The organism is Nocardia sp. NBC_00565, from assembly GCF_036345915.1.
Lineage (GTDB): Bacteria > Actinomycetota > Actinomycetes > Mycobacteriales > Mycobacteriaceae > Nocardia.
Window position 1 is genome coordinate 6404183 of record NZ_CP107785.1, and the last position, 20231, is coordinate 6424413.

Below are 20231 nucleotides of genomic sequence, written 5' to 3' on the forward strand. Positions count from 1 at the left end.
CATGATCAAGTCGTATCGGTAAGCTCGTCCGGAAACGATGTCCGGTGAAAACACCTGTTCAGCAATGTGTTTCAGCACAGTCCGCAGCAGGGGAACGCACCCGCGGCCATGCCACTCGACAACGACGTCCGGCGGCCGCGGCCCCCTGTCGTGCGCCCCTAACGTCTGTTCACATCGCATAAGGTACTCGCCAGGACGCCGAAACCGAGTTACTGGATAGAGAAATCAGGAGTGACACTCGTGCGCAACCTGTTTGCCGCCAACGGGCGATTCCCGAACGTTGTCGTGACGAGCCTCGCGGCATCCACTTCGATCGCGGGCGATGTCGACGCGACGTGGAAGGGACTCCTCAATGGCGAGAGCGGCATCGACGTTCTCGAGGATCCGTTCATCGAGGAGTACGACCTGCCGGTCCGCATCGGCGGTCACCTGAAGGTTCGGCCCGACACGCTGCTGTCCCGTGTCGAGTGCCGCCGGATGGCCTACGTGGAGCAGCTCGCGATCGTGCTCAGTCGCGAGGTGTGGCGCAACGCGGGCAGCCCGGAGGTCGACCCCGAACGACTCGGCGTGGCGATCGGTACCGGGCTGGGCGGCGCGGATGCGATCACCGACGCGAACAACAAGCTGAAAAGCGGTGGCTACCGTAAGATTTCACCACTGGCCGTGCAGATGATCATGCCGAATGGCCCGTCCGCTGTTGTCGGCCTCGAATTGCAGGCCAAGGCCGGAGTGGTCACCCCGGTCTCGGCGTGCTCATCCGGTTCCGAAGCAATTGTCAACGCGTGGCGCATGATTGCGATGGGCGACGCCGATATGGTCGTCACCGGCGGCGTCGAGGGATATATCGATGTGCTGCCGATCGCGGCGTTCACCATGATGCGCGCGATGAGCACCCGTAATGATGACCCGAAGGGCGCATCACGCCCGTTCGACAAGGATCGCGACGGTTTCGTCTTCGGTGAGGCCGGTGCGCTGATGGTCATCGAGACCGAGGAGCACGCCAAGGCACGCGGAGCGACAATTCACGCTCGGCTGCTCGGCGCCGGAATCACCTCAGACGGTTACCATTTGGTCGCTCCGGCGCCCGATGGCGACGGTGCCGCCCGCGCGATGACCCGCGCCATGCAGACCGCGGGTCTGACACCACAGGACATCACCCACATCAACGCACACGCCACCGCGACCCCGATCGGCGATACCGCCGAGGCGAACGCGATCAACAAGGCCGTGGGTAACCACGCTTCGGTGTACGCACCCAAATCCGCACTGGGACACTCGATCGGCGCCGTGGGCGCGCTGGAATCGATTTTGACTGTGCTCAGCATTCGCGACGGCATCGTCCCGCCGACGCTGAACCTGGAGAACCAGGATCCGGAGATCGATCTGGATGTGGTGCACGGCGAGGCCCGCCACCAGGAGATCGAATACGCGATCAACAACTCATTCGGTTTCGGCGGCCACAACGTCGCGCTCGCCTTCGGCCGGTACTAGCGAGGGTAGAGCGACTGAAGGCCCATCAGCAGGGCTGCCCGGGCGCCGGGAGAGTCGTCGTATCCCACCACGATCGGCTGGAACACACCTCCAGTGTGACCCTCCGGTTGATCGTGGTCCAGCGCGGCGATACTCGCCCCGACCTGCGTGATTCGGCGACACACTGGTTCAACCGGCCGCAGCGAACTATCGTGACCATATGCCTGATACCGGTGGTACCACTATCTCTGAGCCGCCCACCATCCCCGGCGTGCGCCGTTCGTTCGTGACCGCTCGCGGCGTCCGATTCCACGTCACCGAATCGGGACCGGTCGACGGTCGTCCGGTAGTGGTGCTGCACGGGTGGCCGCAGCACCACTACGCCTACCGCGACCTGCTCGCCGACCCGCCCGAGGGTCTCCGGATCATCGCGCCCGACCTACCCGGCTACGGCTGGTCGGGGCCGGCGCCCCACAAGTGGGCCAAGGAGGACGTCGCCTCCGATGTGCTCGCGCTACTCGATGTTCTGGGCCTGGAAAAGGTGCTGCTCGTCGGACACGACTGGGGCGGCTATGTCGGGTACCGCATGCTGCTGCGCGAACCCGACCGTTTCGACGGCTACCTGGTGCTGAACATGGCGCACCCCTGGGTCCGGCCAACGACGGTGCTGCGCCAACTCTGGCGCTTCCTCGCCTACCAGCCACTGATCGCCACCGCGGGTGTCCCGCTGCAAGAGCACACCCGGTTCCTCCGATGGCTGATCGGCAGCGCGATCACCGATCGCAACGCGGTCGGCCCCGACGTGGTGCGCATCTTCGCCGACCGCTTCCGCGACCCGGTCTGCGCCCGCGCGGCCACCGACACCTACCGCACCTTCTGGCTGCGCGAAATCCCCGATGCCGCACGCAATCCCGAACGCCGCCGCGCCACCATCCCGATCCGCGCGCTGTTCGGCGTCGACGATGTCGCCGTCCACCACTCCCTGGCCGCCGCCGACACCGCCCGCGCCGACGACTACACCTTCGAACCCGTCACGGGCTGTGGACATTTCGTCGCCGATGAACGCCCCGACCTCGTCCGCGCCCGCCTCATCGAGCTGGCGGCGGATACGAAATAGCCGCCCGCACCGCGGCTTTCGCGCCTCGGTCCTGGATCAGCCGCGGGCTATCCGACGGTTGTTGGCTACCCGTCGCAACGCCGTGCGCAACCCGCGTCTGCGGTCGGTATCGACGGCCGGCGACGAGTCGATGCCGTTGAACTTACGTTCGGATGCGGTTTCGGGTGCGTCATCGGAGGTGGCGATCAGCAGACTGTCGGGCAGCGCCAGTTTGTGGATGGTGCGCAGCGTCAGCAGATATTGGTGCAGTAGTGGACCGGTGGTGTATGGCAGGTCGTACTTTTCGCAGAGTGCTCGCACGCGCTGAGCGATCTCGGCATAGCGGTTGCTCGGCAGGTCGGGGAACAGGTGGTGTTCGATCTGGTAGCAGAGGTTGCCGCTGAGGAAGGCCAGCACCGGGCCCGCGTCGAAATTCGCGGTGCCGAGCATCTGGCGCAGATACCACTCCGGTTTGGTCTCGTGTTCCAGGACGGTCGGCGCGAATTTCTCCGCGCCGTCGGGGAAATGTCCGCAGAAGATCACCAGATAGGCCCACAGGTTGCGCAGAACATTGGCGCTGGTGTCCGCGGCCAAGGTGCGCCGCCAGCGCCGACCGCTGAACGCGGGGAACAGTAGATAGTCCTTGCCGGCTTGCCGGGCGATCTTGGCATAGAACGCCTTGGTCTGGATCGCTTTCTGGGCCGGGGGCAGCGCGCGGAGGTGTTCGGAGTCCAGGCCGTGCATCGCGATGCCCCACTCGAAGGTGGCCGCCAGCAATAGGTTCAGCAACGGCTGCAGCAGATTCGCAGGGCGCCAACGGTCATCGCGGGTCACCCGTATGACGCCGAATCCGATGTCCTCATCCATGCCGAGCACATTCGTGAAGACGTGATGGCGATAGTTGTGCGAATAACGCCACTGCGACGACAGACCCGCCATATCCCATTCCCAAGTGCTGGAATGGATTTCGGGGTCGTTCATCCAATCCCATTGGCCGTGGCAGACGTTGTGGCCGATCTCCATGTTCTCGATGCTCTTCGCCATCGCCAACCCGGCGGTCCCGAGGAGCCAACCGGTTCGGTGACGACTGAGGCCGATCATCAGCCGCGATCCGGCGTCGAGTGTCCGCTGAAAGGCGATCGTGCGGCGGATATAGGCCGCATCCCGCGCATCACGCTGATCGATGATGTCGCGGCGAATCGCGTCGAGCTCATCGCCGAGTGCTTCGATATCGGCGGCGCTCAGATGCGCGTAGACAGCGACCTGTGTGATTGCCATGCGTTATGTCCTCAGCGTTTGAACACGTCTCTCAGTGCTTTCGAGATGCGTTCGACCATGCCGTGGGGACGCTTGCCGCCACGGTCGGTCCGACGCCGACTGTCATCGTCGGTTCTCGCGAGCAGCGTGCGCAGGCTGGTACGGACTACCCGAACCTGGTGCGCGATCTTGCCCTCGAAGGTCATCGGAATGTTCCTGTCTCCGGATTGCGCTATCGGTCGCGGACAGCCGAAACCGGCTGACCAGCCGCTGCGCAATCCGGTATACCCCGAGCTTATGCTCTATCTACACCGCCTGTCTACGGCGTAGGCTTACAGCGTTAACAATTGCGCTGTTTCTATCGAGAGGCGCTGAATCAGATGAACCGAATCAGGGCAGGACCCACTGGTTCTCCCGACAGTCCGGCAGGTCGCGCACACCGCACCAATGCCAGGAACACTCCATTGACCCGGGCCGCGATGCTGGCGGCCGCGCTCGAGATCATCGACCGCGACAGCATCGACCGGCTATCGATGCGACGCCTCGGCGCGGCCCTCGGCCGGGACCCTATGGTGCTCTACCGGCTTGCCGCAAATAAGGCGGCGCTCCTCGACGGTGTCGCCGAGATCGTGTTGGACCAGTTGACCGTCGACACCACCGACCACAATTGGCGCAACCAACTGCGCAGCATCGCGCGCGACTTCCGCCGTCTCGCGGTCGACCACCCGAATGTTGTTCCGCTGCTGGTCACCCACCCGCTGGCCACCCCGCTCGGGCTGCGACCGGTAGGCACGCTGCGTCCGCTGGAGGACATTCTCGCGCTGCTCACCCGCGCCGAATTCAGCAGCACCGATGCGCTGCACATCTACCGCGCGCTGTTCGGCTTCCTCTACGGCCACATCCTCAACGAGCGACAGGAACTCGTCGAACGCCCCGAAGAAACAACCGACCTGCTTCGCCTCGGCTTACATCGCCTGCCGATCGGCGAATTCCCGCTGCTGCGCGGCCTCGCCACCGACCTGGCCGCCTACGACGGCGTCGCCGAACTCGAACAGGGCCTGGACATCCTGCTCACCGGCCTCGCCGGCACCATGACCCGACCGCCACGCGGCCGAGAGAGGAGCATCGACCATGACGCACCAACTGACCCGAACCGACTCGGGTAAATACGGACCGACCCCCCGTCGGCCGCGACTGCGGCTCGAATCCTCAACGGACGACACCGCTTCGGTCGACGGAGTGTGGTGCCCGCGCGGCAATGACCTCGTGGCCGAACTTCCGGATCTGCTCATGGCAGTCGCGACTCGACTCGGCCCGATCCATCGAGTGATCTATCACCTCGACGAATGGGCCACAGCACCAAGGAAACTCGCCAGTGGCGGGCGACTGGTGCGGCTCGACGGCTACCGGCACAAGCCCCGGCACACGCTCGGCGTACTCGGGGTGAGCGGCGCTCAGCTCACGGTCGCGGTGGTCACCCCGGCTGACACCGAAACGAGTGCGGCACAGCAACGTTGGGACTCCGAAGGTGGGGCGGGGGCCTGAGTGGCAAAGATCATCGCCCTGGACCGGACAGCGTCGCCGCGAGTCCGGTCAGCAGGATGTCCAGACCTCGTTCGAGTTCGGTCGCGCCGTCGTAGGCGGCCAGCACCGGAGCCAGCTCGCGCAGCAACGGGAACTCCCCGATCGGCAACCGATGCAGCCCGAGGCGCAGCACCTCATCGGTCTCCTCGGGACGTTCCACGATCTCCTGCAACTCGTTGAGTACATGACCGTAGAGAAAGCCGAACAGCGCGCGGTAGATGTGCAGGGCTTCAGCGCCGGAAAACCCGGCGCGGGTGAGCAGCGCGAGGATGTCCTCGAGCGGACGGACCACCGCCGGGGGACGCAGCCCCAACGGAGTCGCCAACGGCCGGGTCACCAGCAGCGGCACCGCCTTGGGATGGGCCAGTGCCAACCGTCGGAAATCGCGTGCGACCACCCGCAATTGAGCGTCCCAGTCCGCGTCGGAGGCATCGACCGACAACTGAGCGAAGACGACCTCGGCGACACCATCGAGCACCGCGGCCTTATTCGCCACATGCCGGTAGACCACCATCGGATCCCGGCCCACCGCGTCGGCCAGGCGCCGCATCGAGAGTCCGTCGACCCCGTCCCGATCGACGATCTCGAGCGCCGCATGCAGCACCGTCGCCCTCGTAACCGGACCGTCCCCTCGGCCCGTGGTGGACGAGCCGGGCCGCCCGGATCGGGAGTTCGTGTGATCGGTCATTTCGGAAGCATTCTCCATTCCCAGCATCTCCGCTGTAGGTCATGATCGTAGACCTACAACGTTGACATAGGGGCATAATCGGCGTCTACTGGAAGAACCAACAGATTCGAGGATCTGATGGCCGCAGTCATTGTCGTCGTCATCGGACTGGTGCTCATGCTCGCGGGCACCAGCGGCCAACCCCATCCGCGGGGGCGCCACTTCTACTGATCGTCCAGACGGCACGCGGCACCGTCACACATCCCCGCGACGGCCATCGATCGGCGGGCACCACAGCCGAAACAGGAGCGTCATCATGGCACCGAAAAAGATCCGCTCACCGTCCGCTCGACATAGCGTTCCACCGGAATACACACCTCGACTGAGATTGAAGCCGAAGGCCGAACGCGATGGATACATCGACGGCGCCTGGTGGCCCCGATCCAGCGAACTCACCGCCGAACTGCCAGATCTCCTGGCAGTCCTATCGGTAGGGCTCGGCCCGATCTGGCGCGTCGTCTACGACCCCGCGTGCTGGTCACGCGTACCCCAGCAAATGACCGTCGACGACCACACGGTCCGACTCGACCCCTACCGGTTCGAGCGGTGGAACACGATGTTCGTCTTCGGCCGCGACAGCGGCTTGATCGTGCTCCGCGTGATCCCATCGGCCACCGCCGAGGACATTGCCCATGCGGCCCTGATGGCCACCGTCAAACCTGAACCGGCGACCCTGGCCGCCAGCGGAATCGAGACCAGATCATGACCCACTTCAAGGCACGCCGCCCGATCACCAACCACCGCGATATGACCGGGAGCATCGGCCCGCCCGTGCGCAACCGGCAACCGTTCCGGACACCTACCCGCACACCACGCCTGCTACTGCGCGGAACCGGCTCCGGCTCGGGGCCGGTCGACGGCGCGTGGTGGCCGTGGACGGCCAACCTCACCGCCGAACTGCACGATCTGATCAGCGTCCTCACCCCACGCCTCGGCTCGACCGTGCGAATCGGCTTCGACTGGAACGCGGTCAGCCTCACCCAACGCCGTATCGACCACGACGACGGCATCCAACTACACGGACCGGGCAGTGCCCAACCAAACGACATCATGCACCTGGTAGGCACCGGCGGAACTCGTCTGACCCTGCTGGTCATCCCCGCCGATACCCCGCCCGATGAAGCAAACAATCGGATGCGGTGGGCGTCGCGAACCGAAACACCGCACCTACTCGGCACCCGGTCCGGGACGCACTAGCCCTGGAAGCCAATAACCTTGGGGCACTGTCAATTACAGTCCAGCGTGGGAGAACAGTCCGGGCGAGCCGATGGCCTGTTGCTGAACCGGCTGGGCCGGTTCGGCGCGACGTCCGGAATCTCGTACGATCCGCTCGAACAGCGCCAGATAGGCATCGATCATGCGGTCAGCGGTGAAACGTTCGAAGACATCGTCCCGGCATGCGGAACGGTCGAGTCCCCCGATTTTCGATACCGCCGCGACCGCACCCGCGACATCGGCGACGAGGAATCCGGTGCGACCGTGGCGGAGGATCTCCGGCATCGAACCCAATGGTGTTGCGATGACCGGTGTCCCGGTGGCCATGGCTTCGACGACCGACAGACCGAAGGGCTCGGCGAAACCGATCAAATGCAGCAGTGCGCGGGCGCCACCGAGCAGCGCGTCCCGCTCTACCGGACCGACCGGACCGAGATAGGTCACATCAGTACCGGTGACGTGCGGTTCGACCGCCGAACGGAAGTATTCCTCGTCTTGAATCACACCCGCGATGATCAATGGCAGTCCGGCCTGGCGCGCCACTTCGATCGCCAGGTGCGTCCCTTTGTCCGGATGAATTCTGCCCAGGAAGAGCAGATATTCGCCGTGCTCCGGCCGGAATGTGAACTGGGCGAGATCGATACCGTGATGAATCGTCGCGGCATAGCGCAGATCCGGGTCGCGATTGGCATCGGTGATCGCCACATAGTGGGCGATATCACCGAACTCCCGATAAACCGGAACGATTTTCGGCGAGGAGAAGCCGTGAATCGTCGTCACCATCGGCGTCGATACCAGCCGGCTGTAGGTCAGCGGCATGAAGTCGAAATGGTTGGCGAGTATGTCGAATTCCCCGGCTCGCGCGAACGCCGTCGAATTATGCAGTGCTTCAAATACTTTCGCATCCGCACCGGCGGTCTCCGCATACCCCGACGGTACGGCGGAGACCAGCCGCGCCGAGGTCTCGGAATCCGCCGTAGCGAACAGTGTGACATCGTGCCCGCGTGCGAAGAACCCCTCGGCCAACGTCGAAGCGATTTGCTCCCATGGGCCATAGTTTTTCGGAGGTGAACGGTGGGCGACCGACGCGATAACGCCGATTCTCATATAATCCTCGATTACTGGCGGCAATGCCACCGAAAGCCGCCCCAGATGTGGGCGAACATGATGAAGCGATCATATCACACCAATTTTCGCCGATCCGAGTGTTACGATCTAGACCTAGTTGCCGATCCCTCCGTGTCTTTTTTCCGGAGCGGATTCTCAAGCGCTTCAGCGCAACACGATCAGCCAATTGAGTGGCTGCAGACAGCGGCACCGTCGGCGCTGCCTCGAAGCAGAAAGGCTGGCGTAGTGTCAGTTCGGTCCTACGGCGTTCTGAGCACCTATTCACCGACCCAGTGCGGGCTGGCGACCTTCACCGGCGCACTGGTCGACGCATTGACCGCGCCCGGCGAAATCGGTTTCGTGCCAGTCGATTTCGGGCGCCGCCCGACGGTCGGCGTCGTCGCCGTGGTCGACAGCTCGGATCCGACACCGCCGCCCGAGGTGGCACATCAGTGGGAGCGCAGCGACCACCGCGGCGCCGCCACCGCGGCCACCGCACTCAACCGCTTCGACATTGCGATCATCCAGCACGAATACGGCATCTACAGCGGGCGAGACGGCGTCGATATCCTCGAAACCGTTCGCGCCCTTCGGGTTCCGACCATCATCGTACTGCATACAGTACTGGTCACCCCGACACCGCAGCAACGGATGATCCTCGAGCAGCTCGTCCGCCATTGCGCGGCCGTCGTCACCATGACGAACACGGCCCGCCAACGACTCATCGACCACTACGTGGTCGACCCGACCAAGGTCCGGGTAATTCCGCACGGTGCCACCGACAATCGCTCCGGACAGTCCGGCGACCAACATCAGCCGATCTCCCGAACACCGGTAATCCTGACCTGGGGACTGCTCGGCGAGGGCAAAGGCATCGAATGGGGCATCGACGCGATGGCCCACATCACCGACCTGCGCCCGGCCGCACAGTACCGGGTGGTGGGACAGACACATCCGAGAGTGCTCGCGCGCCACGGTGAGTCCTACCGCACCGGCCTCATCGACCGCGCCCATCGTCGCGGCGTCGCCAACGCCGTGCACTTCGACGCCCGCTACCTGGCCAACGTCGAGCTGTACCGGCTCATCCGGCAGGCCGATGTCGTTCTGCTGCCCTACGATTCGCGCGAGCAGGTGACATCAGGAGTGCTGATCGAGGCGGTCGCGGCGGGCAAACCGGTGATATCGACCGCCTTCCCGCATGCCGAAGAACTGCTGTCGAGCGGCGCGGGACTGCTGGTGGATCGAGAGTCGCCGACCGAGATCGCCGCCGCACTGCGCCGCGTGTTCACCGAACCCGGCCTCGCGGCCGGCATGCGAGCCGAAGCGAAACGCATTGCACCAGAACTACTGTGGACTTCGGTAGGCCGAAAGTACCGAGACCTCGCCGCGGAAACGCTGCGGGCCGACAGGAAGCTGGCTACGGCATGAATACCATCAGCATCTCCTACACGCACCTCTTCCGGCTCAGCGACGAGTGCGGCATCTTCGAACACGCGAAGTTCACCACGCCCCGCACCGAAAACGGTTACTGTGTCGACGATGTCGCGCGCGCCCTCGTGGTGGCCGTCCGCGAGCCCGAGCCGACCGAACAACTACTCGACAACATCGCGGTGTATCTGAACTTCATCGTCGCGGCACTGAACGAGGACGGAAGCTGCCACAACCGTCGGGGCACCGACCGGAGTTGGCAGGACGAACCGAGCCTCGAAGATCATTGGGGCCGCGCCCTGTGGGCACTCGGCTCGGTCGTCGCCCGCAAACCCGACCTGGCGCAGGTCGCGTTGGCGCACTTCACCATTGGTGCGCGACGGCGGTCCCCATTCCCCCGGGCCATGGCCTTCGCCGCACTCGGCGCGGCCGAGGTGCTGCGCGTCGAGCCAGGAAACACCGAAGCGCGTGAACTACTGGCCAGCGCCACCGCCGCGATCGGCCCGCCGACCCGCCGTCTCGACTGGCGCTGGCCCGAGCCGCGGTTGCACTATGCCAACGCGGTGCTGGCCGAAGCGCTACTCGCGGTCGGCACGATGCTGCCCGGACAGGGCCGCGTCTATGCCGATGGACTCGCGATGCTGCGCTGGCTACTCGAGATCGAGACCTCGGGCGACCACTTATCGGTCACCCCGGTCGACGGCTGGACGACCGGTGAAACCCGGCCCGGCTTCGACCAACAACCCATCGAGGTCGCGACCCTGGCGGACGCCTGCGCCCGCGCCTACGACGACACCGGCGACCAGCACTGGAAGGATGCGGTACTGCTGTGTGAAGCCTGGTTCCGCGGCACGAACGATGTCGACACTCCCCTGATCGACCCGGCCAGCGGCGGCTGCTGCGACGGACTCGAGCACACCGGCCGCAACGAGAACCAGGGCGCCGAGTCGACGCTCGCGCTGATCTCCACCCAGCAGCAGGCGCGCCGACTCACGCGGACACCGTAGTGGCCGATCTCGTCCGGCGCAGCGCCACGGTGCTGTTGCCGGACGCCCGCCGCGTCCTGGCCAGGCTGTTCCTGCCCGGCCAAGAGATTCTCGGACAAGGGATCTCGCGCGCCGAGGCCATCATCGACCGGGTGCTCGCACTCGCCGACGCGGATATACTGGCCGGCCTGGCTTCCGTGCGAACTCGGTTCGGCGACCGCCACCGCGATATCGACGCGACGTTCGCCGAGCACGCGGCGCTCGTCGAACATCTGCTGCCGCGCACGGCGACGCTGACGCCCGAGCGCCGACAGCTCATCGGCGCGTATTTCACCCAGGAGTACGCGGTCGAAGCCGCGGCGCTGTTCAACCCGTCGATCGTCGCGCACCCGGACCAATCCGGCCTGGCCGCGGGCGAACTGCGGTTCGTCATGAGCATGCGAGCCCTCGGCGAAGGTCATCTCTCCAGCATCGAATTCCGAACCGGCGTGCTCGCCCAACACGATTCGCTGCGCTTCGACGAGCCGTCGCCCTTTCTGGATATCGGCCGGGTCGCCGCGTCGACGGCGGGCGATTACACCGTGACCTTTCCCGCCGATCGTCCGCTATCGGAGCGCGTGATCTTTCCCCAGACCTCCGCCGAGAGCCGCGGCATCGAGGACGCGCGGCTGACCCGGTTCACCGAGGTGGACGGGGCGGTGACGTACTACGCCACCTATACCGCCTTCGACGGCGCCCATATCGCGCCACGTCTGTTGCGCACCAACGATTTCGACACGTTTGTCAGCGCCCGGCTGGCCGGGTCCGGCGCCGAAGACAAAGGGATGGCACTGTTTCCGCGACGCGTCGACAACCGCTACCTGATGCTCTCGCGGTGGGACCGGGAAAGCATCAGCGTGGTCAGCTCGGCCGACACCCGCGTATGGCGTGCCCCGGTCACCGTCTATCGACCGACCCAACCGTGGGAGCTGATCCAACTCGGCAACTGCGGTCCGCCGATCGAGACACCCGACGGCTGGCTGGTGCTGACCCACGGCGTAGGTCCGATGCGCACCTACGGCATCGGCGCGATCCTGCTCGACCTCGACGATCCGACTCGACTCATCGGCGCACTCCGCGAACCTCTGCTGACCCCCATCGAAGACGAACGCGACGGTTACGTACCCAACGTCACGTACTCGTGCGGCGCGCTCGTCCATCGGAATACCCTGGTCCTGCCCTACGGCTGCAGCGACTCCGCCATCAGATTCGCCTTCATCGACCTGAGCGCGCTGCGGCGACAACTCCTCGCGTAGATCTTCAGCGGGCAGCAGTCACCTCGGCCGGATCCTCCTTCGGGTTGGGCTGCCCCTTGACCGGTGGTGATCAACTTCCGCAGGCTGCCGATTTCCCTCGGGGTTTCGTAGTTCGGATTGCAGCGATGTGCAACCTCAGGGTTGCACCTGACGCGCCGATGTGCAACCCTGAGGTTGCACAAGATGCCGACAACGAAGGAGTCCCCCTCATGAGCGAAGACCGGATCGAACGGGAAACCCTGATCAACGCATCCCTCGAACGGGTGTGGTCACTGGTGGCCGAACCCGGATTCTGGGTGGGCGACGAGGCGAGCGTCTCCGGCACCGTGGCGGTCGAGGGCACCTCGATCGTCGCGAAAAACGCCGAGTACGGCGACTTTCCGGTGCGCGTCGAGAAGGTCGATCCGCCGAAGTACCTGGCCTACCGCTGGGCCAGCGCATTTCCGGGTGAAGAGCTGCGCGACGACAACAGCACGCTGATCGAGTTCACGCTGACCGAGGAGGGTGGCCAGGTGCGTCTGCGCGTGGTCGAGAGCGGGTTCGCCGCGCTGGCCGGATCCGAGGAACTGCGCTCGAAGGCGGTACAGGACAACAGCGGCGGCTGGCCTCAGGTGTTCGACGCGTTGCGGAAGCGCGCCGAACAGCCGTCCTAGTGACGGAGGAACCGCGCAGCGCCGTCGACGACGTCATCGGCGCACTCGCCGATCCGATGCGCCGCCGACTGCTCGATCTGCTTGCCGCACAAGGCGAGGTCACTGCGACCACCCTCGCGGCGGGTCTACCCGTCTCGCGCCAGGCGGTGGTCAAACATCTCGCCGTCCTGGACGCGGCCGGACTGGTCACCAGCCACCGGGTCGGCCGTGAGGTGCGGTATGCGGTGCGACCCGCGGCGCTGGACGCGACCGCGCGATGGATGGCCGCGCTCGCCTCGGACTGGGATCGGCGGTTGGCCAGGATCAAACGGATTGCTGAAGCAGGAGAACGGGATTCGTCCTAGGACAGATCACCCCGCATTTCGGCTACTCCTCCAGGACGAATGAATCGGCTTCACCCCTGGCAGAGCCTGCCACTTCCACACACCGAGCACGATCGACGTGCTGCGACGAGCCCGGTTCGACAAGTGGCTCGAGGGAATCGACAAACGGAAGCGGACGAACCATGTCCTGTTGGCGCCGGGTCACGTACTGCGGCAGCATGTCCGGCGCACACACCGGCGGGAAGATGACATGCGTCGGACACGCCGATATCCGGTTGTAGCCTTGATCAACTCCGCAACCTACGACGGCCGCGCGACTTACGATCGCAGCTTCGATCACGTCCACGATGTTCGAGGAGCAAGGGGTTGGGCGCGGCCATGGATTCAATCATCGACGCAACACTGCAGTTACTGTGGCTTGGTCGTCCACCGAGCCTCGAGGATCGGGTCATCCAAGCCGCGCTCACTGGTGTCGAGCTGGAGCTCTCGAACGTTCGCCCAACCGCGCCGTCGGAGGTCAACCGGTTACCGGGCGAACTGATCTACGAAGCGCTGTCCGGCAAGTTCGGGACCTTGCACCACCGGGGCCTGCGGCTGAAGGGCTGCTACATCGACGGCAACATCGACCTGTCGTACCTCGAATGGCAGGGGCAGCTTGCGCTCCAAAATTGCCTGGTTGACGGGGACTTGCTCATGGAACGCGCCCGGGTTACCGGAGACGTTGGCCTCGAAGGAACCCGGATCGGATGGGTGAATGTTCGCGGCGCGACAATCGACGGCAGTCTGGCGCTGCGAAATGATTTCAGAAGCGAGCGGGGACTCTACGCGATCGGAGTGAAGATAGCCGGTGGCTTATACCTGCAGCACAGTACTATCATCGGGCCGAAAGATGTCACGCATAGAATGGCAATCGAACTGTTCCGATCCAATATAGGCGATCTATTCTTGCATGCTTCTACAGTAACCGGCGGCATGTACGCATCCGGGATGACCGTCGAGCGTAACGTCCGGCTACAGGGAACTACATTCACCTCACGCAATTCGCTGGGCTGGAGTCATGAAGGCGCCGACTACAAGGGCGCGCTAAGCCTTGCCAACTGCGATATCAAGGGCACTCTTTATATTCGCACAGTAGCGCTGCCACAGTTTTCCACCGAGGGCAACGTCAGCCTTCGCGGAGCAGCATGCAAGCAGATATATGTGCGTAAAGACGTATTTGAACGATGCACTTTCGAGGTCGAGGGCTTCATCTATGACCGGCTGCGCGGCATATCGGCTGGCGAGTGGCTCGACGTGTTGGACAAATCCAATGCGTTTCCTCCGCACGCGTACATCCAACTTGCGTCATACTGCACTTCTATCGGAGAGCTTTCGACGCGTCGCCGCGCCTTGATACGGCTCGAAAATCGATTCACTCAGCGGCTCCCCAAACTGTCGCCAATGCGGTTTGCGCGACGGCTGCACGGCGCACTGGTCGGGTACGGCTACAGCGCATGGCGTGCGGTTGTCTGGTTGGCCTGTATCGTCGTTGCGGCAGCGGCGCTACTGCATTATGGCGATGTATTTGCACCCAAGTCCCCCGTTGGACAGCCTGCCAATTCAGCGAATATATTAGGGTGGTCGGACTCGTTCAGGGTCGTAATCGACAGCTTCCTGCCGTTTGCGCCGCTCGGCATGAAGGACCTGTGGGTCGCCGCACCTGCCAACGGAAGACAATGGGCGTGGATGGCCGGCTTCCTGTTGCTGCGGTTTATTGCATGGGGACTCGCGGCGCTAGCACTGTTGTCGTTCACCAACGTGGTGAGAAATCCGCGCGCATAGGAGCGTCGCAGCGAACCCGGCGAGCGGAAAACCCGCGGTGACCAGCGCTTCTCGATTCCTGACCGGTCTGACCTGAGTTAGGACATTTGGTTTAGTACCCCGGTTCGGGTCCGAGGCGGTCGAGGATTTCGGCTTGTGCGGTAGGGATTTCGGGTGGGAATGATTCGGTGACACCGTTGATGGTGATGGTCGCGGTCCGTAGTGGCCGGAGTTGTTTGACGACGTTCCCGATCGCTAGGCCGGTGCGTTCTTGAACGGCGCGTGCGACTGCGAGAGCTGCGAAGACGATGGTCAGGTGGGCTTCGATCGCGTCGCGGGTGCGGTGGAACATCGGCCGCGCCCGCAGGTCGGTTTTCGACATCCGGAACGATCGTTCCACCTGCCAGAGAGCATGATATTTGCTGATCACCTCGGCGGCTGGCATCTTCGTGACTGGCAGGTTGGTGACGTAGCCTTTTAATCCGACCAGCGCCCGCGCTCGATGCAGCGCCTTCTCGTCGAGACTGCGATCTTTTCCGGCGATTTTGACGAAGCGGGTGGATTTGACCTGCTTGTTGTCAGCGATCACGGCACGGGCTTTGGCTTCTTGGGCATTGAGGGTGATCTGGTCGCGGCGGGCCCGCGACGCCGAGTACTGCCACACCGCCCGCCACGCTTTCGGCTGCGTGTCGGGGTCCCACACGGGTTCGGCGCGTTTGCGGCGGTCGTTGACCTGGGATTTGGCGTGGCGTGGGGTGACGGTGTCGATGATCTGCCCGTCGGTGAACACCTCGCCGTTCCAGTGGAAGTGTGACGCCAGATCGACTGGCGCTTTCACCGTGCGGGAGCCGACGATGAACGACAGCCCTGCCGAGTCGAGCTCGGTCAGGTTCGACGCCGAGAGCATCCCGGCGTCCGCGGCGACGACCATACGGGTGGCAGCGATTCCATGACGGGCCTGGAAACCGGCGATGATCGGCACGATCGTGGTGGTCTCGGCGGTGTTGCCTTCGAAACAGCCGATCTCCAAGGGGAACCCGGTGCGGTCGACCAGCAGCCCGACCAGGATCTGCGGATCGACGCGTCGTTCCTTCGAATACCCGACCTTGCGCAGGTCGTCTTCTTTCTCGGCCTCGAAATACAGTGTCGTCACGTCGTAGAGCACCAAGCTCAAGCCCCCGGTGGCGGCGGCGTGGGCGAAGCACTTGCCCGCGATCAGGTCCCGATATCCGGCTGGCCCGATTTGGGCGAGGTGTCGTTGAATCGTCTTGTACGACACCGGATCCGCGCCGAGATCGGCCAGGACACGGGGTGCGTCGGCCTTCGACGTCGCCTCCACGATCCGCGCGATCACCAGATCCCGAAATACCGGATCGACAACGACGCCGAAACCGAGTCGATCGTAAACACCTCCGAGGACGTCGTAGAGCAACCGGGAGCTGGTGCCCACAGTCCGCGCCGCAGAAGCGAACATCGCCGGCCTTGGTTCGGGCGGCAGCAACGCCGGGGCACGGAAGTCAGCCACATCGGCGACCCGCTCGACCGGATCCGGCACATCGAGGTCGAGTACACCCTGGCCCCCACCGACGATCCGCCGCGCCCGCTCCAACAGAATCCCCAGCTCAGCATCGGTGTGAGCCGACCCGACATGCTCAACGATCCGCACCCGGCCGCGGTCCTTGCTCGCGACCTGCACCGCCACCGCTCCAGACGCGGTGCGCACCTTCCGCACGTACACCCCGCCGAACCCTACCCGCCCGCGTTAGTACCCCACAGACCCCTTCAATGCCACCAAAACCCCAGGTCAAACGATTACAAGATCAAAACGACACCGAAGGCGTCCTAACTCAGGTCTGATCACCCAGAAGTCGGCCTGGCCACTGGGCCTTGTGCATTCCGGATGATCCGGGCGATTTCCGGGGCGTGGGTGAAGACCAGCCCGTGATCGGCGTCGAGCCAGGACGTGCGATGTGCGGCTGCTCGCGCACGAGAAGGAGTACCGGTCAGCGGGCGAGGCGAGCCCATGGACCCTGAGGTCGAAGGTCACCACGTCGTGGTCGCGCCGCAGCAGCTCGACCAGCTGATATAGATCGGCCTGTGTCGAGCTCAGCCCGGGGCGGGACCAGCGGCCGTCCCCGGCCGCCGCGAGACACCGGGATCGTGACACCGTCGTGGTGGATTGCGAAGTGCTGCATCGCCTTTGTCGCCCCTCTCAGCCCGCTCCCCGTCGACACTCGGTGATCGTCGGCTGGTGCGGCCTCCGGCAGATAGATCAACGACCGAGATTATCGTCATCTGACCGGAGACCTCGTTGGCGAGGCTATCGACTGGTGCCCGTCAGCACACCTTCGTACTGCCCGGCAGCGGCATTCGGTGCATCTCGCACCGAATACCGCTGCGTATCAGCGGGCTGTTGTCGACTGGGTGAACACGACCGTCAAGTGATGGTCGGCCTGAGTCAGGTTGTCACGCAGCGATCTTCGCGCGATATGGTCGCGGCGTCGCAATTATGGGGAGTACGGTGATCGACTGTTTGCGCAGTCCCATCGCGGCGGCGGCCAGCGCGGCGCCGAAGGCGGAGAGAGCACTGAGCGTCGCGCTGAGGTCGAGCCCAGCACTGGCGATTCGGTGCTCGCCCAGCCCGAGGTTCGACGCCACGTCATTGCCGAAGAGCCAGCTGAAGAGTCCGGCATTAGCGGCGGATTCGGTAAGTTCGCGTAGCTCCGGCGCCTTGCTGTTGAGATAGAGCAAGGTGATGAGCGCGAAGAGAGCCGCAGCGCCGCTGGTGCCCATGACCAGGCGGGACAGCGTCTGGCTGCGCACCCGGAAATACAGCACGACCGAGAAGACGGTGCCGGCGACTGCCATGGCGGTGAGGACGGCCCATGCACCGCTGATGCTCACCGCGTCCTGCCCGCCCGATTGCGAACTGCTGCTGGTGAAGCCGTCGATTCGGCCGAAGGCATTGGCGCTGACCTTGCCGTTCGGTCCCGATGCCGAAACCCAGGGCTGGAACAGCAATAGGAACGTCAGCAGGCTCAGGCCCGCGGCGCACAGGTAACCCCAGTCGGATCGTAGATCGAAACGTTGCGCGGTCAGTTCGCGAATGCGATAGCCACTGTTCTCGGACGGGACGAGCTGAACTTCATTGACTTGCCAAGGCGTTGCGTATGCCATTTCTAACCACACCTGCTGCGCCGCTGCCTGATCAGAGGAAGCGGGCACTGCGGGGCATGTCCTCCTGAGGGACCGAATAAAAGGAATTGGTCAGGACGACATCGTCCTGTTAACAGGAAGTTACGTTATGCCGCCACGCTCCGAAGGGGCAACGTGATCCCCTGCACAGACGACAGCGCTGTACCCACCCCGAAAGCCCTGGTCCGAGCGCCGCTCAGCCGGATAGCTTCGGTGAATCCTGCTCTCTCGTAGGTGTTTTCGTAGCTCTCGTGCTGCTGCGGCAACCGAGCCGGTGCGGCGATGGTTGCGATGGCGTCGGCGCGCCGGTTGTGACCCGATCAACAGCTCCGGCAATGGATTCGGGCTACTGACTACCCAGTAGTAACTGGAATCGGCCCTGGAGTCCGTCCAGTAGCGATTCGAGGCCGACCGCGAATGCGACTCGATCGATGCGCTGCTGCCGGTCGGCGAGTACGTGCGGTAGCAGTTGGTGAATTCGGGTCCCCGCCGACCACTCCTGGTGCGACGCAAGGTTCCCAGATCTGGGAGGCCGCGAATACGCGGTCGTCAACTGCCGCCGTAGGTTCGGCACGGCAGCAGCAACGGTGCCCGAGTTCGGGTGCCGAGCGTGCGGGGTGAACCCGGACGCTAGATGTCACTTGCAAGAGGAAAGGTGCCACATTGATCAACGCCAGAAAGCCGATCGCCGTGTGTGCGGCCGCAATCGGGATCACTGCCGGGGTGGCGGTATTCCTCCCGGCCACTGCGTCCGCGGCAACATATGACGGCCAGTGCGGTGCAGGCTTCAAGGTGATCGACTCACACGATTTGAAGGGCGGCACGGTCTTTCTGACCTACAACGGTAGGACCAACTGCGTGGTCACCGTGCGGGACAAGGCGGGCGAGCCGATATCGATGGGCGCCGCTGTGCGGCAGTCGAAGGACCACTCCCAGGTGGTCATCAACGACGACCGCCAATTCACCGACTTCGCTTATGCGAAGGTCGAGGCGGAAGGCAAGTGCATCGACTGGGGCGGCCGCATCAAGGACGACCTCTGGGAGGAATTCGGCGTGCACTGCGGGTGACTGAGCCTCGATCCACCGACGGCCTTGTGGCAGGCCGGCCCAATCGGCAGGCAGATCAGCGAACGGCAACGTAGAGGTTTCGCTCTGCCATCGAATGGCGTTGATCGACACGCGAATTAGGTGTTCGTTGCCATTGTGCCAGTCCGGGTACGCAGAATTGTCGGCGTGACCGGTGGTTCGAATCAACCGTTATTGTTCCTGGACGTCGATGGGACATTGCTTCCCTACCGCGCTACCGCTTCGTCGGTGAGCAAGGTGGACTGGTCTACCTGGCAGCAGCCATCGAATCCGATCCTGTCCCGGCTGACCCGAAGCCTCGGCGACCGACTGCTGGCACTGGGCTGTGAACTGATGTGGGCCACCGGGTGGGGCGAGGACGCCAACCGCGTCCTCGCTCCGATCCTCGGTCTGCCACAGCTGCCGGTGGTGACATTGCCCGAATATCCCAACGGCGACTACTACGACGATGAGTTGCATTGGAAGACCAGAACTTTGGTCAGCCTGGCCGCCGGACGCTCATTCATCTGGATCGACGACGAGATCAGACAGCAGGATCGGACTTGGGTCTGCGGGAACCACCCCGGCCGCGCCCTCCTCCGAGCTGCGGCGCACCGACAAACCGGTACACGACGCCGTCAAGGGTGAATGTGCAGGCATGGCCGGGGACGCCCCCGGATGCAAGCAATGGGGCGAAGCGTACGACCAGTACGCACGCGACACTATGCAGACCTGCACACACCTGGCCGACGCCCTCACCAACTTCGGCAACGTCCTCTACGCGAATGGCTACAAATACGCGATCGCAGACAACGCCAAACCCCAGCGACCAACTCTCCGCCAGGTCTCCGAGTACAAGGTAACCATCCCGCTCCGTCCACGACAACGGCGACGGCGTCAAACACAACGGTGGCGTAGAGGAGTTCTTCAACGAACTCACTGCGAAGATCGTCAGTACCTTCGGGAAACTTCCCAACGGTGACGTCGACAAACTCTCCAAGGCCGCAGACACGTGGAAAACCTTCGCCAA

At 64.1% G+C, this 20231-nt stretch carries 20 protein-coding genes; 14 read left to right on the plus strand and 6 right to left on the minus strand.

All coding sequences use genetic code 11. The features are described from left to right. Positions 1–240 precede the first annotated feature (240 nt). Both OG874_RS29575 and OG874_RS29580 read left to right on the plus strand, forming a co-directional pair. Positions 241–1491, plus strand: coding sequence for a KasA/KasB family beta-ketoacyl-ACP synthase (locus OG874_RS29575; RefSeq protein ID WP_442943139.1), 1251 nt, complete (start codon positions 241–243; stop codon positions 1489–1491). A gap of 199 nt (positions 1492–1690) precedes the next feature. Then, a complete protein-coding gene (locus tag OG874_RS29580; protein WP_330250376.1) occupies positions 1691–2587 on the plus strand; it encodes an alpha/beta fold hydrolase in 897 nt (298 codons plus the stop codon). 36 nt (positions 2588–2623) lie between these two features. Here OG874_RS29580 and OG874_RS29585 read toward each other — a convergent pair whose 3' ends face one another. Then, entirely contained in the window at positions 2624–3844 is a 1221-nt protein-coding gene (locus OG874_RS29585; protein ID WP_330250377.1) for a fatty acid desaturase family protein, read from the minus strand. Between the two features lie 11 nt (positions 3845–3855). Next, the gene (locus OG874_RS29590) at positions 3856–4029 is read right to left on the minus strand and encodes a hypothetical protein (protein ID WP_330250378.1); all 174 of its coding nucleotides are present in this window, start codon (positions 4027–4029) and stop codon (positions 3856–3858) included. A 174-nt stretch (positions 4030–4203) separates the two neighbouring features. Between OG874_RS29590 and OG874_RS29595 the strand changes: the two genes are divergently transcribed. Continuing rightward, positions 4204–4989: a TetR/AcrR family transcriptional regulator C-terminal domain-containing protein gene (locus OG874_RS29595; RefSeq protein ID WP_442943141.1), complete on the plus strand. Its 786-nt coding sequence runs from the start codon at positions 4204–4206 to the stop codon at positions 4987–4989. Continuing rightward, positions 4955–5368, plus strand: a complete 414-nt coding sequence (locus OG874_RS29600) for a DUF5994 family protein (RefSeq protein ID WP_330250379.1) — start codon at positions 4955–4957, stop codon at positions 5366–5368. Before OG874_RS29595 ends, OG874_RS29600 begins: the two co-directional genes overlap by 35 nt. 10 nt (positions 5369–5378) lie before the next feature. Here the strand turns inward: OG874_RS29600 and OG874_RS29605 are convergent, their stop codons facing one another. Next, on the minus strand, positions 5379–6095 hold the full coding sequence (locus OG874_RS29605) for a TetR/AcrR family transcriptional regulator C-terminal domain-containing protein (protein ID WP_330250380.1): 717 nt from the start codon (positions 6093–6095) through the stop codon (positions 5379–5381). 295 nt (positions 6096–6390) lie between these two features. On the opposite strand from OG874_RS29605, the gene OG874_RS29610 reads away from it, so the two are divergent. Together OG874_RS29610 and OG874_RS29615 are read left to right on the plus strand one after the other, a co-directional pair. Further along, positions 6391–6840 (plus strand): DUF5994 family protein, encoded by a 450-nt coding sequence (locus tag OG874_RS29610; protein ID WP_330250381.1) that lies wholly within the window; start codon positions 6391–6393, stop codon positions 6838–6840. Beyond that, entirely contained in the window at positions 6837–7331 is a 495-nt protein-coding gene (locus OG874_RS29615) for a DUF5994 family protein (protein WP_330250382.1), read from the plus strand. The genes OG874_RS29610 and OG874_RS29615 overlap by 4 nt, the downstream gene beginning before the upstream one ends. Positions 7332–7364: 33 nt before the next feature. On the opposite strand, the gene OG874_RS29620 is transcribed toward OG874_RS29615, so the two are convergent. Next, positions 7365–8456, minus strand: a complete 1092-nt coding sequence (locus tag OG874_RS29620) for a glycosyltransferase family 4 protein (protein WP_330250383.1) — start codon at positions 8454–8456, stop codon at positions 7365–7367. Between the two features lie 246 nt (positions 8457–8702). Between OG874_RS29620 and OG874_RS29625 the strand changes: the two genes are divergently transcribed. The 6 genes from OG874_RS29625 to OG874_RS29650 all read left to right on the plus strand — a co-directional run bounded on the left by OG874_RS29625 (position 8703) and on the right by OG874_RS29650 (position 14962). Then, positions 8703–9884 carry a glycosyltransferase gene (locus OG874_RS29625; protein WP_330250384.1) on the plus strand — a complete coding sequence of 394 codons (1182 nt, stop codon included), beginning with the start codon at positions 8703–8705 and terminating at the stop codon, positions 9882–9884. Continuing rightward, the gene (locus OG874_RS29630) at positions 9881–10891 is read left to right on the plus strand and encodes a glycosyltransferase (protein WP_330250385.1); all 1011 of its coding nucleotides are present in this window, start codon (positions 9881–9883) and stop codon (positions 10889–10891) included. Before OG874_RS29625 ends, OG874_RS29630 begins: the two co-directional genes overlap by 4 nt. Next, the gene (locus OG874_RS29635; RefSeq protein WP_330250386.1) at positions 10891–12165 is read left to right on the plus strand and encodes a glycoside hydrolase family 130 protein; all 1275 of its coding nucleotides are present in this window, start codon (positions 10891–10893) and stop codon (positions 12163–12165) included. Before OG874_RS29630 ends, OG874_RS29635 begins: the two co-directional genes overlap by 1 nt. A 209-nt stretch (positions 12166–12374) precedes the next feature. Further along, entirely contained in the window at positions 12375–12818 is a 444-nt protein-coding gene (locus OG874_RS29640) for an SRPBCC domain-containing protein (protein ID WP_330250387.1), read from the plus strand. Then, complete coding sequence (locus tag OG874_RS29645; protein WP_330250388.1) at positions 12818–13162, plus strand: ArsR/SmtB family transcription factor; 345 nt, start codon at positions 12818–12820, stop codon at positions 13160–13162. The genes OG874_RS29640 and OG874_RS29645 overlap by 1 nt, the downstream gene beginning before the upstream one ends. 345 nt (positions 13163–13507) lie before the next feature. After that, a complete protein-coding gene (locus tag OG874_RS29650) occupies positions 13508–14962 on the plus strand; it encodes a hypothetical protein (RefSeq protein WP_330250389.1) in 1455 nt (484 codons plus the stop codon). Between the two features lie 91 nt (positions 14963–15053). Here OG874_RS29650 and OG874_RS29655 read toward each other — a convergent pair whose 3' ends face one another. Beyond that, a complete protein-coding gene (locus OG874_RS29655; protein WP_330250390.1) occupies positions 15054–16679 on the minus strand; it encodes an IS1634 family transposase in 1626 nt (541 codons plus the stop codon). 728 nt (positions 16680–17407) lie between these two features. Further along, entirely contained in the window at positions 17408–18118 is a 711-nt protein-coding gene (locus tag OG874_RS29660; protein WP_330250391.1) for a hypothetical protein, read from the minus strand. A 681-nt stretch (positions 18119–18799) separates the two neighbouring features. On the opposite strand from OG874_RS29660, the gene OG874_RS29665 reads away from it, so the two are divergent. Next, entirely contained in the window at positions 18800–19204 is a 405-nt protein-coding gene (locus OG874_RS29665) for a hypothetical protein (RefSeq protein ID WP_330250392.1), read from the plus strand. Positions 19205–19369: 165 nt separating this feature from the next. Continuing rightward, positions 19370–19849, plus strand: coding sequence for a hypothetical protein (locus tag OG874_RS29670; RefSeq protein WP_330250393.1), 480 nt, complete (start codon positions 19370–19372; stop codon positions 19847–19849). Positions 19850–20231: the final 382 nt, after the last annotated feature.

What these genes read in the sequence shown, in the direction of transcription:
- OG874_RS29600 (WP_330250379.1), top strand. Translation starts at nt 4,955, where the DNA reads ATGACGCACCAACTGACCCGAACCGACTCGGGTAAATACGGACCGACC.
- OG874_RS29610 (WP_330250381.1), top strand. Translation starts at nt 6,391, where the DNA reads ATGGCACCGAAAAAGATCCGCTCACCGTCCGCTCGACATAGCGTTCCA.
- OG874_RS29590 (WP_330250378.1), bottom strand. Translation starts at nt 4,029, where the DNA reads ATGACCTTCGAGGGCAAGATCGCGCACCAGGTTCGGGTAGTCCGTACC.
- OG874_RS29620 (WP_330250383.1), bottom strand. Translation starts at nt 8,456, where the DNA reads ATGAGAATCGGCGTTATCGCGTCGGTCGCCCACCGTTCACCTCCGAAA.
- OG874_RS29595 (WP_442943141.1), top strand. Translation starts at nt 4,204, where the DNA reads ATGAACCGAATCAGGGCAGGACCCACTGGTTCTCCCGACAGTCCGGCA.
- OG874_RS29580 (WP_330250376.1), top strand. Translation starts at nt 1,691, where the DNA reads ATGCCTGATACCGGTGGTACCACTATCTCTGAGCCGCCCACCATCCCC.
- OG874_RS29630 (WP_330250385.1), top strand. Translation starts at nt 9,881, where the DNA reads ATGAATACCATCAGCATCTCCTACACGCACCTCTTCCGGCTCAGCGAC.
- OG874_RS29605 (WP_330250380.1), bottom strand. Translation starts at nt 6,095, where the DNA reads ATGACCGATCACACGAACTCCCGATCCGGGCGGCCCGGCTCGTCCACC.
- OG874_RS29660 (WP_330250391.1), bottom strand. Translation starts at nt 18,118, where the DNA reads ATGGCATACGCAACGCCTTGGCAAGTCAATGAAGTTCAGCTCGTCCCG.
- OG874_RS29585 (WP_330250377.1), bottom strand. Translation starts at nt 3,844, where the DNA reads ATGGCAATCACACAGGTCGCTGTCTACGCGCATCTGAGCGCCGCCGAT.
- OG874_RS29615 (WP_330250382.1), top strand. Translation starts at nt 6,837, where the DNA reads ATGACCCACTTCAAGGCACGCCGCCCGATCACCAACCACCGCGATATG.
- OG874_RS29640 (WP_330250387.1), top strand. Translation starts at nt 12,375, where the DNA reads ATGAGCGAAGACCGGATCGAACGGGAAACCCTGATCAACGCATCCCTC.